This window comes from Halorubrum sp. CSM-61 (assembly GCF_003781945.1).
GTDB lineage: Archaea > Halobacteriota > Halobacteria > Halobacteriales > Haloferacaceae > Halorubrum.
In genome coordinates this window covers 404,725-418,337 of the sequence record NZ_RJJW01000002.1, presented here as the reverse complement: position 1 = coordinate 418,337, position 13,613 = coordinate 404,725, and the positions used below count along the sequence as shown (strand labels likewise).

The 13,613-nt window shown below is 61.1% G+C and carries 12 protein-coding genes; 5 read left to right on the top strand and 7 right to left on the bottom strand.

The window, feature by feature from the left end:
* Window position 1: 1 nt before the first annotated feature.
* The 4 genes from EDM04_RS05065 to EDM04_RS18445 all read right to left on the bottom strand — a co-directional run bounded on the left by EDM04_RS05065 (window position 2) and on the right by EDM04_RS18445 (window position 6,274).
* Window positions 2-1,192, bottom strand: a complete 1,191-nt coding sequence (locus tag EDM04_RS05065; RefSeq protein ID WP_123620060.1) for a sugar phosphate nucleotidyltransferase — start codon at window positions 1,190-1,192, stop codon at window positions 2-4.
* Between the two features lie 47 nt (window positions 1,193-1,239).
* A complete protein-coding gene (locus tag EDM04_RS05060; protein ID WP_123620059.1) occupies window positions 1,240-3,387 on the bottom strand; it encodes a hypothetical protein in 2,148 nt (715 codons plus the stop codon).
* 166 nt (window positions 3,388-3,553) lie between these two features.
* Window positions 3,554-5,659, bottom strand: a complete 2,106-nt coding sequence (locus EDM04_RS05055; protein WP_123620058.1) for a hypothetical protein — start codon at window positions 5,657-5,659, stop codon at window positions 3,554-3,556.
* A 9-nt stretch (window positions 5,660-5,668) separates the two neighbouring features.
* Window positions 5,669-6,274, bottom strand: a complete 606-nt coding sequence (locus EDM04_RS18445) for a hypothetical protein (protein WP_164471085.1) — start codon at window positions 6,272-6,274, stop codon at window positions 5,669-5,671.
* Between the two features lie 464 nt (window positions 6,275-6,738).
* Here EDM04_RS18445 and EDM04_RS05045 point away from each other — a divergent pair, with 464 nt between their 5' ends.
* The 5 genes from EDM04_RS05045 to EDM04_RS19105 all read left to right on the top strand — a co-directional run bounded on the left by EDM04_RS05045 (window position 6,739) and on the right by EDM04_RS19105 (window position 11,673).
* On the top strand, window positions 6,739-7,530 hold the full coding sequence (locus EDM04_RS05045) for a hypothetical protein (protein ID WP_123620056.1): 792 nt from the start codon (window positions 6,739-6,741) through the stop codon (window positions 7,528-7,530).
* Window positions 7,531-9,600: 2,070 nt separating this feature from the next.
* On the top strand, window positions 9,601-9,957 hold the full coding sequence (locus EDM04_RS05035; RefSeq protein ID WP_123620054.1) for a hypothetical protein: 357 nt from the start codon (window positions 9,601-9,603) through the stop codon (window positions 9,955-9,957).
* Window positions 9,954-10,409: a type II toxin-antitoxin system VapC family toxin gene (locus EDM04_RS05030; RefSeq protein ID WP_123620053.1), complete on the top strand. Its 456-nt coding sequence runs from the start codon at window positions 9,954-9,956 to the stop codon at window positions 10,407-10,409. Before EDM04_RS05035 ends, EDM04_RS05030 begins: the two co-directional genes overlap by 4 nt.
* 355 nt (window positions 10,410-10,764) lie before the next feature.
* The gene (locus EDM04_RS05020) at window positions 10,765-11,163 is read left to right on the top strand and encodes a hypothetical protein (protein WP_123620051.1); all 399 of its coding nucleotides are present in this window, start codon (window positions 10,765-10,767) and stop codon (window positions 11,161-11,163) included.
* Window positions 11,164-11,391: 228 nt separating this feature from the next.
* Window positions 11,392-11,673 carry a PIN domain-containing protein gene (locus tag EDM04_RS19105; RefSeq protein WP_277424143.1) on the top strand — a complete coding sequence of 94 codons (282 nt, stop codon included), beginning with the start codon at window positions 11,392-11,394 and terminating at the stop codon, window positions 11,671-11,673.
* A gap of 30 nt (window positions 11,674-11,703) precedes the next feature.
* Here the strand turns inward: EDM04_RS19105 and glmU are convergent, their stop codons facing one another.
* The 3 genes from glmU to EDM04_RS05000 form a co-directional block, all read right to left on the bottom strand.
* Window positions 11,704-12,927, bottom strand: coding sequence for a bifunctional sugar-1-phosphate nucleotidylyltransferase/acetyltransferase (glmU, locus tag EDM04_RS05010; RefSeq protein WP_123620049.1), 1,224 nt, complete (start codon window positions 12,925-12,927; stop codon window positions 11,704-11,706).
* A 90-nt stretch (window positions 12,928-13,017) separates the two neighbouring features.
* Window positions 13,018-13,218, bottom strand: coding sequence for a hypothetical protein (locus tag EDM04_RS05005; protein WP_123620048.1), 201 nt, complete (start codon window positions 13,216-13,218; stop codon window positions 13,018-13,020).
* A gap of 52 nt (window positions 13,219-13,270) precedes the next feature.
* Complete coding sequence (locus EDM04_RS05000; protein ID WP_164471084.1) at window positions 13,271-13,603, bottom strand: HalOD1 output domain-containing protein; 333 nt, start codon at window positions 13,601-13,603, stop codon at window positions 13,271-13,273.
* Between the last annotated feature and the right edge of the window lie 10 nt (window positions 13,604-13,613).

The following is a 13,613-nucleotide window of genomic DNA, read 5'->3' as shown; positions in this document are numbered from 1 at the left end:
ACTACCCCCTCCGGACGACCGCGTCCGACTCGATGCGCCCGTCGATCACGACGCCCGCGTCGGCCCGGACGTCGTCGCCGACGACCGCGCCGTCGGTGAGCGTCGCGCCGCCGCCCACGGTCGCGTTGTCGCCGACCACGCCACCGAAGTCGACGTCGCGATGGACCGCGTCGCCGACGACGACGGTCGCGGGACCACCGGCGATCGTCGCGTTCGGCCCGATGCGCGCGTTGCCGGCGACGATCGCGTCGCGAACGACCGCCCCGGCCCCGATCACGGCGTCGGGGAAGATCACCGCGTTCTCGACGACCGCACTCGCCTCGATCGTCGCGTTGCTCCCGATCGCGGTGCTCCCGCCGATCGTGACGTTCGGCCCGACGCGGACGTTGCCCGCGAGCGCCACGTCGTCGGCGACCGTCACCGACTCGTCGAGGGCGGGGTCGGCGGGCTCCGTCCGTTCGGGCTCCGTCCGTTCGGGCTCGCCGATCAGCGCGGCGTTGACCGTCAGCAGGTCCCAGAGGTTCGACACGTCGAGCCAGCGACCGTTGTACCTGACCGCGGTCAGGTCCCCCGCCGACGCGAGCTCGTTGAGCGTCGCCGTGATCGCCAGCTCACCCGGCGCGTGCGTCTCGCGGATCGCGTCGAACACGGCCGGCGAGAAGGCGTAGACGCCGGCGTTGATCCGGTTCGTCTCGACCGGCCCCTCGGGTTTTTCGTCGATTCCGGTCACCCGGTCGCCGTCGAGGCTCACCACGCCGTACTCTCGGGGGTGTTCTGCAGTCGTGACCGTCATCGCCGGGTGGTCTCCGTCGCGCGCGCGGTCGCGAACTCGGGAGACGACCGCGGGATCGACGATCCGGTCGCCGTTGAGCACGATGAAGGGCCCGTCGACGACCGGCTCGGCCTGTAACACGGCGTGGCCGGTCCCCAACTGCGTCGACTGCTCGACGTACTCGATCGTCACGCCCCAGTCGTCGCCGTCGCCGAAGTGGTTCCGGATGCGCTCCTGTCTGTAGCCGACGACGAGGGCGATCCGGTCGACGCCGGCCGCGGCGACGGCCTCGACGACGTGCTCTAACAGCGGACGGTTCGCCACGGACACCATCGGTTTCGGCCGCCGGTTCGTCAGCGGCTCCAACCGCCGGCCCTCGCCCGCGGCGAGGATCACCGCGGTCACGGAATCGTCGCTCATGTTACAGCCGTCGCCCGCCCGCGGTTTAAATTGCACGCGGTGTCCACTCACATATCGATATCTCCCTCGTCATCGACGAACGGCAGATCTGGCGATACCACGTCGTTCGAGAACCGGAACGTCCGATTCTCTAAGCGTTTGTTATGCGTGTCACTGTCGTCAACGTCGTAGCTGGCGTTAACTGCGCGGCCGAACCACGTGTCATTCGGCGAATTCAGATCCGTCTGGGCTGTATACCACTTCAGGAACACCTGCCGCAGCGTCTGAAGCCGGATCGTATCGCCGTCTGATTCGACAGTCATCTGTTCGATGAACGCGTTCGCAGCCGCTTCGTACCGTCGCGAGTTGGAGCTCTGGTACGTGAGCGCCCACTCGGGTTGGTACGCGAACTCGGTGAACTGATCTCCTGATTTGTACATGACGGTCGTCTGTGTGAGATGATGCCGCTTGAGGATCGGGAACGGCTTTCGGATCGGCGTGAGATCACCGCTCGCAGCGTCCTTTGTCGGCTGTTCGCGGATGACTTCGCCCGAGGCAGACTCGAGAACGTACCCGGAGCCCCGTTCGTACACCCGCGGACAGGTGTAAGAATACGTGTCGACGCTCTCATCGGCTGGCCCCTCGGCGACGACGTCACCGTCGACGATCAGTTCGTGGCGATCGTCGGGCGTCCGACGCCAGCGAGACGTGTCTGTCCCGGATGGAAGCAGCATCGTCACGTCTTCAGACGGCTGAACGGTCGCATTCAGCGTATAGCAGATCACGCCATTAGCATCGACATCACGATACGATTCGAGCAGTGGCCCCAACCGGTCGGGGTCGTTTTCGTTGATGTACTTTTGACGGGCATCCCCTCGCGACGGCGTGACGATGATGACCGAATACCCGTGTGTCACAGCGCGTGCGAGATTCGTCAACAGCTTTGCTGGCTTCGTTTTGTTTCCGTATTCGATCTCATGACAGTATATGCGCCCGTCTTTCCGACTCACGATATCCGGTCGTGATGCGTCATCGAAGAAGGTCGTCTCGGTCGGATCTTCGTCCTCGGGAAAGTCAATATCGACGTCGTCTTGATCGATCGCGAGGATTTCGTGACCGTTGCGGATGAGCGAGAGGGCCCAGTCGGAGACGAGTTCTTGATGGGGTATCGATTCTTCGTTCGTGTTCTGTAGAGAGCGTGTCGTGTCACCGGGGTGTTCGGTCCCGAAGCTGTGTCGGGTCCCCGCAAGTGGTTCATCAAAGTCGACGACCGACACCCCGATCGGTGACGCCGTCATCGCGCGTCCCCACGGGGAGACGTCGAAGTACGCCGGGATCACAGCGAAGAAGTTGATCAGATCACAGCTCCGAAGCCGCAACACGCCGTAGCAGCCGAACAGCTGTCGGTACCGCTGGTCGGCGTTCATCTGCCCGTTGAGTAGGCTTCGATACTCGGTGAAGCCGGACTGAAGATCGCGTATCGTGGACTGTCGAATGCTTTGATCGTCCATCTGCTCGACTGGCGACGGATGCGAGGTCGCGTTGGTGGCGTACGTGTGATGACTCTCGACAGGGAGATCGAAATTGTCGCGGACGTGGGTGCCGAAATACGTCGAGATCCGAAAGTCTTCATCGACCGTCTCGGCGTACGTCCGGACGTCGTCGTCGGTGACGATTCCGTTATCTGTTCCGAACACGACGAGTCGGGAGGCCCCGAGGTAGTCGTGGCTCCCGCTACTGCCCGCTCGCGTGAGGAGCGTCCCGTGGAGATACGGCATCCGCCGCGCGTTGAGCGTTCGGACGAGCGAAACGAGAGCACTCTGGCCGACCGTATCGATCCGTGTGAGATGCATGTTCTCGGCTAACAGGACCCGCGAGGTCGGACGGGGGAGCAGTCCCAGCGGCGTGAGATCGACTTGACAGAGCTGCGTTTTGATATTGTCCGGGATCCCCGATTTGACAATCTCATGCATTTTGGAGGCGATCGACGAGGGGGCTCGTCCCTTCGTGGTGGGCGTCGCGCTCGCTCCCTCTCCGTACGCCGTGACGGGCTTTCCCTGGTTGCCGAGCGCCTTCTCGATGGCTCGTTCGTGGTTGCGATCGTTCGAGTAGCCGACCAGGAAGTGTTCCTGTTGTATCGCTCCGGGGGCAGTCAGTTGTTCGACGGCTGCAAGCGCCGGGATGTCCTCGAGGATCTCCTCGACGATGCCGTCCATTGGAAACGCCGTCGCTGTTCGAAGGTCCGGATCGCTGTGACCCGGGAGCATGATCCGAACACACCAGATCCGACCGGGACCAAGGATCTGATCGCTGTCTGTTCGCTGTGCGAATGGGGTTCGTATCTCGTCTATCGGTTTTGTTGCCATGAATTGGTGATCGGTATTATGACTGGTCTGACGGCGTCGTACACAGCGCCTGGGTCGCCGATGGAGCGGGCACTCGCCACGACCGGTGTTGGAGCGTGAGACGGCCGCCGTCCGTTCGTATCGCATCGATACCGTGTGGTAACTGCCCTCCCAACGAGACATTCGGTGTCTGACACGGTATCTGGTGGTGTAGCCAGCGGTCGAGCGTTCGCTCGAACGATGGCCGACCGAGTGGCGTCGTCGACGGGACGGTGTAGCGGTCGATGAAGGTTCCAATCGCCGCTTCAAGATCCGTGTCGAGTCCACACGGCGCGTCCCACCGCCGACGCGGTGTGAGCGTGCGAAAGCGGTGTCCATCACGATACACGACCGTCACCGATCCGAGAAACGTCGGCCGAACGGGTTCGATGGGCCACCGAACGACCCGATACTGCTCGCGACAGGCGGTCATCGACGCATACGATTCGGTGGCTCCGTCGGGATGGATGACCGTCACGTGCGGGCCATCAACCACGGCACGCGAGGCCGCATATGTGAGCGATGCAGGCGAGCGGTGACACGGGCTTTCAGCGAGACATCGATCGCCGCTCGTGAGTCGGCGTGTGCCACAAGCGTCGACCGTCCAGCGGGGCGGGTTCCTCGTGCCCGTCAGAACGATACCACCGCGGGTGTCTGTGACGGGAGCCGGAAGCGTGGCCACACGTGTCGCCGTCTCGCTTTGAATGAACGGGACCGCGAGGACGTCAGTGGCCCAGTGTGCGGCCGCTTTCGAGGGCGTGACGACGAAGAGTCGTTCGCCCGCCTGTACCGCCTGGTTGGCAGCCAAGAGTAGCTCGCCGGCGGTCTCGATCGGCGTCTCCGCACGTGTGGCAGTTGGATCCACGATGACGACTGGCGTCGTCGCTCCCGCTGGTGCGCCCGTGAGCTGTGGTTCTCCCCACGTTCGATCAGGGGCCACAGTCACCGCACAGCCGGCTTCGGTCAGCCATCGAGTGGCCATCGCGGTGAGCGACGGTGGCTGCGACCGAACAGAATCGATCTCACCACCCGTCGGTTCGTCGCGTGTGTCGGGGGCTGGCGATCCCACGGGCGTCGACAGGACGGTCTCTGGCTCGACAGCGAGCGACCGACGTGATCCCGGCCAGCGACACCCCGAGTACAGCGGAACGACAGCGAGTACCGATCGCAGTCCAGATGCATCCAACCGAAGCGTGGGCTCGACAGCGAGCGGGTCATACAGCGCCGTGGCTGGCTGGCCAGCCAACAGTGCGTCGTACTCATCGCCGCTCGTGAGCAGCGCTAACCGTCGGCGGTCGGCAGGCGAGCCGTCTGGGATCTGTCGGCGTGATCGCCTGTGGAGCCGCCAGTCGTCGGCCGCTCTCGCGTGAAGCACCGACCGCGTGTCCTCTGGTTCCAACCGAGAGGGCCGTGTCGTCCACGCATCAGCGGCCAGCGTCCGACTGGATCGAAGGCCGGTCGGAAGAACGCGTGCCAGTCCGTCCGGTTCGGGAGCGTCGACGGTCGCTGTGAGCGCGTGCCGACCGAGCGGTTGTGGCCGACCGGTGGCTTCGCCGACGCGAAGCGTCACCTCGAAGCGACCGTCCGCACCTGTTGTGATCAGCAGCTGTGTGATCGTCGTGATCCCGCGCTGGTGGTTGCTGTCTAACAGTTCGGTGAGTGCCCCACCGAGCGACGAGCCCGCAGCCCGATCCGTCGCGACCACACGCGCCGTCCGCAGCGGGGCGTACCCGAGCGCGTCCAGAGAAAGGGGACCGCGAACGAGGCCGATCCACGCCGGCAGCGTCTCGGAGAACTCCTCACACAGCGTGTCAGTCGCCGATGCAGTATCGGCCGATCGGTTCGGTGCGGCTCGTCCGGTGTTGTGTGGACGCTGTGGTGTCGCGGTGGCGATTACCCCAGTGTACGTCGGGCGGCTCACACAGAACAACTCGACCGATCCGTTCGTCTCCTCGAGTGTGCGTTCGACACTCTCTACGAGTGGCGTCCCGAGATCCTGATCGAGTCGGTACGACGCGTCATCGACGCCACAGGGGAGGAGTTCGACGGCAGTCGCTCGACAAAACAACGGGCGTGTGGGTGGGTCGCGAGCAGTGTCGGACATGCGTGTCCTCTAGTCGGCGTGTTCGCGCCAGCGGATCCCCTCGATCGTCTCAGGCGTTCGCTCGATACGAGACTCGCCGGCGAGGATGCGACCGATCCACGTCCGATTCGGACTGGCAGCACCGAACACGTTCTGTGTCCACGTTTCGAAGCGATGCTCGAAGGGCGCTGTGTCCGTGACTGCGCCGTCCTCCGTGACGGTGAACGCCTCGAGGAACCACTCGAGTGCGCGTTCATATCGCTCGAGCGTCCCCGTGTGTTGAGTCGTCGCCAGGATCGGCATCGACGGTCCGTGTTCGTGGCTATACACCCTGAATCGCGACTCGTAGCTGATCGGATCCCGACAGAGAGTGGCGATGAGGTGTGTGCCGTCCGCAGTCGTCTCGGCGTAGATCCGAACAGACGAAGCTTCACACTCGCGGATGGCGTCCACGAGTGCATCGTGAGACGGATCCGCTAACTCGGTGAAGGTGGCGTCTGTGTCATCTGCAAGTATCTGTACCTCACCCGGTGACGAGGAGTGTCGCTGTGAGTCCGGGCGGTGCGTCTCCTGTGGTTCAAACAGGAACGGCGTGGGGTTGTGTGATTGCATAAGCGGTGTGTTGTGGTCGTTCATCGATGCCACAGTCGTGGGGTGGTGTCTCCGATTGTGGCATTCGCTGTGAGGGAATCGCCTTATAAAACAGCGCGCCGCAGGTCGAATCGCATCGTGATGGCCGGAAGATATATATTAGTGTGTGTAGGACACGGAGGACCTACGATCTTGGTGCTGTTTTGACAACCATCCCGCGCTAAAGCGCGAGGATCCCAGTGTGGGACAGCGGGCCGGTCCCGCGTCCCCATTAGCAACTTCTCGCCTGCCGAACGAGGTCCGAAGAGACGATACCGGGTTCGTACGCACGATGTGGGATGGGGGAGTGAACAACCACCTAAAACCTCCCCCTTCAGGGCGGGGAGGATGTCAAACTGTATCGTATCTGAAGAAACGGGTTCTAACAGAGCCTTCAAAACATGTTCACTGTTCCAAAATTTCAGATATGCCGAATAATATTCATTATTATTGGCTGAAAGAGAAAACTAATGCACAAGTACAACCGCTCTCCGCCGCCGGACGATGAGAACACGGTCACCATCGAGAACCACTACCAGCATGACTCGGATCGGTTGCTCTGCCCGGCAGATCAGCGACGGATCGAGGCGTTCAACGAATATGACACCGAACACGAACCGCTCGAATACCCATCGGCGATACCGGCACGACGCCTCCACAATCGCGAGTCACTCTCACCGCTTGCTGTGTATCACCTCATGCAACTGGAGACGGCGACCCGTCGAAAGACCCGAGACGTCCGCGGTGAGTTGTACACGGTCGAAGATCTCCGCGTGCTCTGTGAGGGACGTCTGAGTGAACACCAACTCCGTGATCGACTGTGGCAGCTCCGACACACCGGGCTTCTCACGAACGAGGGATCTGCTCAATATCTCCAGTTGATGATGCCGCACCGTGAACTCGGCAGCGTCTTCACCGAGCACGTCGACAACCGGTCAGCTACGACCGTCCAGAAATTCAAGCAGTCGACTCGGGGGCTGTGGCGTAGGCTCCCGCTGGCGTGGCCAACAGACGGATTCCGTGGCGTGACGCGACAGCTATTCCGAAACGAGATCCTGACTGGAAGTCTCTGTCTGATCGTCTTCGCGCTCGGCACACTCACGATACTCGCACAGCTATTCGAGGGACACCCTGTTGATGATGGGATGCTACTTCGTGCATACTGGCTGACGTGGGCCGGCGTCACTGGCTTTACCGCTGTGAGTGTCGGACTGACCCGTCGGCTCATCCCCCTGCGTGGACACCGACTGCGGTGCTGGTAAGGTGTCTGGGCGTACGGACCATTCGAGATGGAAGGCGCACTTTTCAGGGCGGATAGGTGAGATGTGGTAGCCGTCGTTGGCGCTGCTCAAAACATCTGATAACTGTGGAATGACTCGCAGAATACAACCGGACTGTACTAGATTCACCATCACACCCTACCGTGTTGCAGTCTGTTTCAGTACCACAGTACTACATAGTAAATCGCAAGACGCAAAGACGACACACTAGGCTGATCCGACTGAATATACTAATAATACAGCCACTAAAGGTGAGAAAACACACCAACCAACTACGCCAGGGGGAGACCCCACAGAAGATCATATCTGAACTGATGATACACTGTGTAAGAGACCGGGACCGATGATCGAGAGGGGAGACCTGAGTCAGTGTGAGACCATTCACTAGACGACCAGAGAGCAAATTCGTCTCGGAGTAGATCGTGATCGGAGTGGGAGTGATCGTCCGGGTCAACTTGGGTGTGGACGGTATTCGTAATCGGATCCAACCGGCGAATCGATCTGCAAAATCTATCTGATCAGTATATGTCGAGTGAAGATGAAAGCTGTCCCACCTACTGTGCGATCTGTGGAAACCACCACGAGCGTTTGGACCTTCTCTCCAAGACGATTCGGGTAGTAATGGGTGTTAATTCGGGGTGACCTGTTTGGGTGGTCGGATCACCCTTGTGGTCTCGTCTTGGTCAAGCGCGACAGCGATGGGTCGTCATGAGAGAAGCGACACCGATCAGAGTTGGACTGGTCGGCGAGTCAGACGGTGTGATCGGTGGGTGTCGATCTGAGCGATTGGGAGTTTCGGGATGTCTGGCGATACCATCTCCAATGGGAGATATGTCGATCAATTGTCGCCGTCTGAACAGGTGGTCTCGACCGATGGGACTCCCCTCCGTGGTGGCCGACGGCAATCCGGTTTCTCACAATACCTGTGTGCAGCCATGATGATTGTTATATTCAGTCGGGTATCGGTAGTGTGTCAGCCCACCGGGGGATGATTTAGTGGTCGTTGGGGTGGTATCTCCACACACTAGTGGGACGTGATCGACACACTATCGGAGGGTAGTGTGTCGACGACAGACTCCCAAAGTGGGGGTCTCTAGTTCTGAATGATTTCCTGTCCAGTACAGAATCAATTGCCATCGATCACCAGTCGGATTCCGACCGTAAGTGAGGTCCAGTGAGCTCCAGATTGATTTTTATCACCCAGAGATTGTGGAGGTTGTTCATCAGTGCCTCCGAGACTACCAATGAATCAGCCCTATACAGAGTCGAAGTCGGCTCCAACACAGCGGTGTGAACCCCAGAGTACAGCAGTACCGAAACAGGCGATGACGCCGAACGGTCGATACGAACAAATCACGGAGTTTACTGACGAGTCAGGAACACGGCGTCGCATCCGATATGTGCCACGAGCCGGCGAGTCGTGGTGTCGGATCGAAGAACGTTGGGAGTCACACGACTGGCGCCGTGTCACCCAGCGGACAGTCACAGCCCTCGATCAGTGGGCTCGACCACCCGTTGAGCGCTAGTCACGCACGCTCGGATCGCGTTCGTCATCCGGATCGAAATACCGGACCGCCTCCGGCGTTCCACCTTCATCACCGTAGAGGCGTTCGGCCTGTTCCCGAGTGAGTCGTGGGCCAGTGTATGAAAGTTCTGTATGCTGGTTCCAGACGTGGCGGTGTTCGATTGGGAGTTGTCGATGCCACTTGCGATACGGCGGTTCATCGGTGCGATGGATGTGGACGTGACAGCTTTGACAGACAAGGATCCCGTTTTTGGGACGGTTGTCGGTGTCGTCGCCATTCACGTGATGGACAGACAGCGATTGCTTCCGCTCGTACCCATCTGTTGGCGATCGTCCACAGAGGAGACATTCAGGGTCCATCTCCTCGAATACCGCCTGTCGGAATGTTCGGGGGCTCACATGCAATAGGACGTGTCGTGGGTCCTTTTTTGCACTTCCTGCAGACCACTGGTGTTCGACAGGACCACGTGGTATTCCCGTGTTGGGAACACCACAAGGATTATCCCTTGTTGGAGCGTACCTGCGATATGAGCAACGACAAGCGAGAAGACACCGGCCGATTCACAGAGAGAGTCATACTTGAAGATGTACTTGGTGTATTCACGAGAGTAGACGGACCCGTCGTGACTTCTGGTGATGTTGCAAATGCGCTTGACTGCTCACGAGAAACCGCCCGCCGAAAGCTTCGTACACTCGAAGATCAAGAGCAGGTTGCAAGTCGAAAGACTGCAGGAAGGGTTGTGTGGTGGAAAATTAACGAACAGGAATCTGAACAAGAAATCAACCCAGACGATCCAATCTGGAACTTCAAACCAGGCGCTTCGGGAAAATCGGATGTTTCCGAAAACGTCGATGAAATCTTGTATGGCAAGCGATCAGCATGAATACCGTAAGCGCGACGCCAGTGTTCATCGATACTGGCGCATTCTATGCCCGAGCTGATCAAAATGACACTCACCACGAAGAGACAATTCGATTTTTTAACGGCATTCAGACGGGGAAATTGTCTTATCGACCTATATTCACGTCTCAAGCTGTTCTCTCTGAGTTCGCGACATTAGCCCTCTACAAGCTCGGCCATGACACTGCGACGAGAGCACTCACTGCGATCCGGAATTCTGATAGTGTGAATATCGTTCCGGCTAGCAAATCCGCTTTTGAGACCGCAACAGAGCAGTTTGTGGATTACGATGACCAAGACATTTCATTTGTGGATCACACAAGTAGTGTTCTCGCAGATACGCACGATATTGAACACATCTTTGCCTTCGACAGTGATTTCAGAACACTAGGATTTTCGCTTGTGCCTGACGACATTGATCTCCCTGAAAGGTAGCCGTCGCAGACTGGTTTCTATCCCCCGATAGCGGTGCGGGAGATAACTCGACAGTCCCTCCCGCGAGGTATGACTAGAGAAACCTCCCGATCCACCACGAGCGTGGATCTCGACGAGTTGTACAGTCTGTCTGATCCAGCGACCGATGATCGCCCGAGGTATACGTCTGGGTTCGAGGTTCGGTTCACGATCCAGAGCGGGCCGCGCCGTCGGTTTCGATTCGAACCGCGACAAACTGGACGTGGATGGTGGCGTTTCGAAGACGAGTGGACCGGCTGCACCTGGCGACCAGTCGGGCGTGAAGTCATCGATCGCGTCGATCTGCGGCTGATGAGGATCGAGCGAGGACAATCCGATGAGTGAGGGAGAGCAGTACGATGGCCCCGGTGACCCTGCTGATCTCCCGCTGTACCGCAAAACCGATCTGTTCTATCTACTCAGCCAGCATCGCAAGCGTGCTGTCGTGCTCACACTCGCACTCGCACCGTGGAGTCGTGTTCACCTCCAACAACTCGCAGAGGTGATCGCCATTCTGGAAGCGGACGCGGAACGAACGACACTCTCAACCGCACACGTGAGAACTGTTCGAACGAATCTGAAACGGTCGCACCTCGGGCCACTCGAACAGGCGGGTGTCATCGCGTCTGCAGACGACCAGTCAGATGTGTTCGTCCCCGGCCCCGCGTTCGCGGGTGCGGTGTACACGCTCACAACTGCCGGATCGTCGCTCGCAGACACCCCACGAAGGAAGTGACGGAACTCATCTCGTGGCTCATGAGCCACGCGGTGGTTCACTCACTTAAATAGTATATGTGTACTCTGCGACCTGATCGCCGTGCCACCGATGTTGTGATTTGGCGGGTCCTCGCCAGTTGAGTGAACTACTCTACCATAAATCGGACCGATCGGCGGCGACGAGACGCAAGTCGTCGGTGAACCCGGAACGCGAAAAGAGCGCGTATCTCACCGCTCGGTCGGCTCCTTGCCACCAAACCTTCGGTGCCACGTTTCGAGCTCGTCGAACACCTCTCGACCAACGGGTGGTGAGGGATATCCCTCCGCGATCGAGCTTCTGTACACGCCGCCGTCACTGTTCGATCGTGCCGTGGCAGTACACCGGAGAGAAACCGAACACGAGCTGAGCTTCACCGACGCGATGATGGTCGCTCATGTCGAACACCACGATATCGACTGTGTGTTGAGCTTCGACGACGACTTCGACGGTGTCGTTACACGTCTCGCGCCCGAGACGCTCTCATCTTGAGAGTGCCCGTCGCGCCGACGTTGCTCTGAGCTACTCCGACACTCGATCGCGAGTCAGCACCTCCCCGGGTCCGGTCGTCTCGCCCGCGCCCAGTTTGACGCCGGCGTTCAGCGACGTGTTGATCCCGGTCTTGGCGCCGTCGCCGACGATCGCGCCGAGCTTTCGACGGCCGGTGTCCACGCGGTCGCCCTTGACGGTCACCCGGACGTTCGCGTCGTCGTGCCGCAGGTTGGCGACGTTCGTGCCGGCGCCGAAGTTCACGCCCCGCCCCAGAACGGAGTCGCCGACGTACGAGAGGTGGCCGACCGACGCGTCGGCCATGAGCACCGAGTTCTTCACCTCGACCGAGTGGCCGACGTGCGCGCCCGGACCGACCACCGTCGACCCGCGGACGTACGCGTTCGGGCCGACCTCCGCGCCCTCGCGGATCAGCGCCGGACCCTCCACGTAGGCGCCCGACCGCACCCTGGCCCCCTCCTCGACGACGACCGGTCCGTGGAGGTGTACGCCCTCCTCGACGGCGCCGGCGACCGCCGCGTCCGTCGACCAGTCCGACTCCTCCAACTCCGCGAGCGCCAGCTCGTTGGCCTCCAGCAGCTCCCACGGACGGCCGACGTCGAGCCACGGGCCGTCGTAGGGCGCCACGTCGATCCGGCGGCCGTCGCCGAGCAGGAGATCGATCGTCGTCGTGATCTCGTACTCGCCGCGCTCGCTCTCGGGTGTCCTGTCGATATACTCGAACACGTCGGGTTCGAACGCGTAGCAGCCGACGTTCGCGAGGGTCGTCGGCGGGTCGTCGGGCTTCTCGACGATTCCGGCGAGCGACCCGTCGGCGGCGGTCGAGAGCACGCCGTACGCCCGCGGGTCCGCCACTTCGGTCGCCGCGACCGCCGTCCCGTCCGCCTCGGCGAGCGCGCGCGGGAGCGACGCGTCCACGACCACGTCGCCGTTGAGCACGAGGAAGTCGTCGTCGACGACGGCCTCGGCCTGCAAGACGGCGTGAGCCGTCCCCAGCGCCTCCGCCTGCTCGACGTAGTGGACCGGATGACTCCGGTACGACTCGCCGACTGCCTCGCGGATCGCCTCGCCGCGGTAGCCGGTGACGACGACGAACTCCTCGACGACGTCGGCGGCAGTGTCGAACACGCGTTCGAGCAGCGAGCGGTCTCCGACCGGCAGGAGGGGTTTCGGGCGGCGGTCCGTCAGCGGTCGCATCCGGGTCCCGCGGCCTGCCGCGAGCACGACTCCGTACATGCCCGGAGTCGACGGCGGGGCGGGGCTTATCGGCTGCGGTCGCGGTGCGAGTTCTCACTCCGAGCTCGTGGCTCCGTCGAAGTCCGCTTTTCAGGGCCGGTTCCACTCCTCCCGGCATTCGATGCTGCAGAACGCGTACAGGGTGAACTCCCCGTCGTCGAACCGCGCCGCCACCGGGTGCCACGCCGTCGAACCGATCCGCGCGCCGCACGTCGCGCAGCGAGTGGCCTCGGTCGCTTCGCCGCCGGTTTCCGACGGGTCGTCGGGCGCTGAGCTGTCTCCTTCAGCCATTTCCGTCCTTACCCTCTGATCGGGAGTTATCCGGGCTCACGTCCCCTCCCGCTCAGTCCATTGGTTCCGCCACGCTCGACGCGTCCGCGTCGCTCGCCTGTCCTCTCGACACCGCTCTCTCTGTCGTCTCATCGAGTGCCGTGGCGTCGACGGTTCCGTCGGCCCCCACGGTGACCTGACAGCCGGCCATCGAGAACGAGATCTCACCCTGGTTCCGGGCGGCCGTTCGGGACTCCCCGGAAAAGATCGTCTCCAGACAGTCCGGGTCGATCCGGGTGTACAGCGGCTCCATCTCTAGCGGGTCCATCCCGGCCGTCTCCGCGACTTCCGCGATGACTCTCTGACTCACGGATTCCGACTTGTTGCTACCGATCGTTGAAGTCATGGCTTGCTTC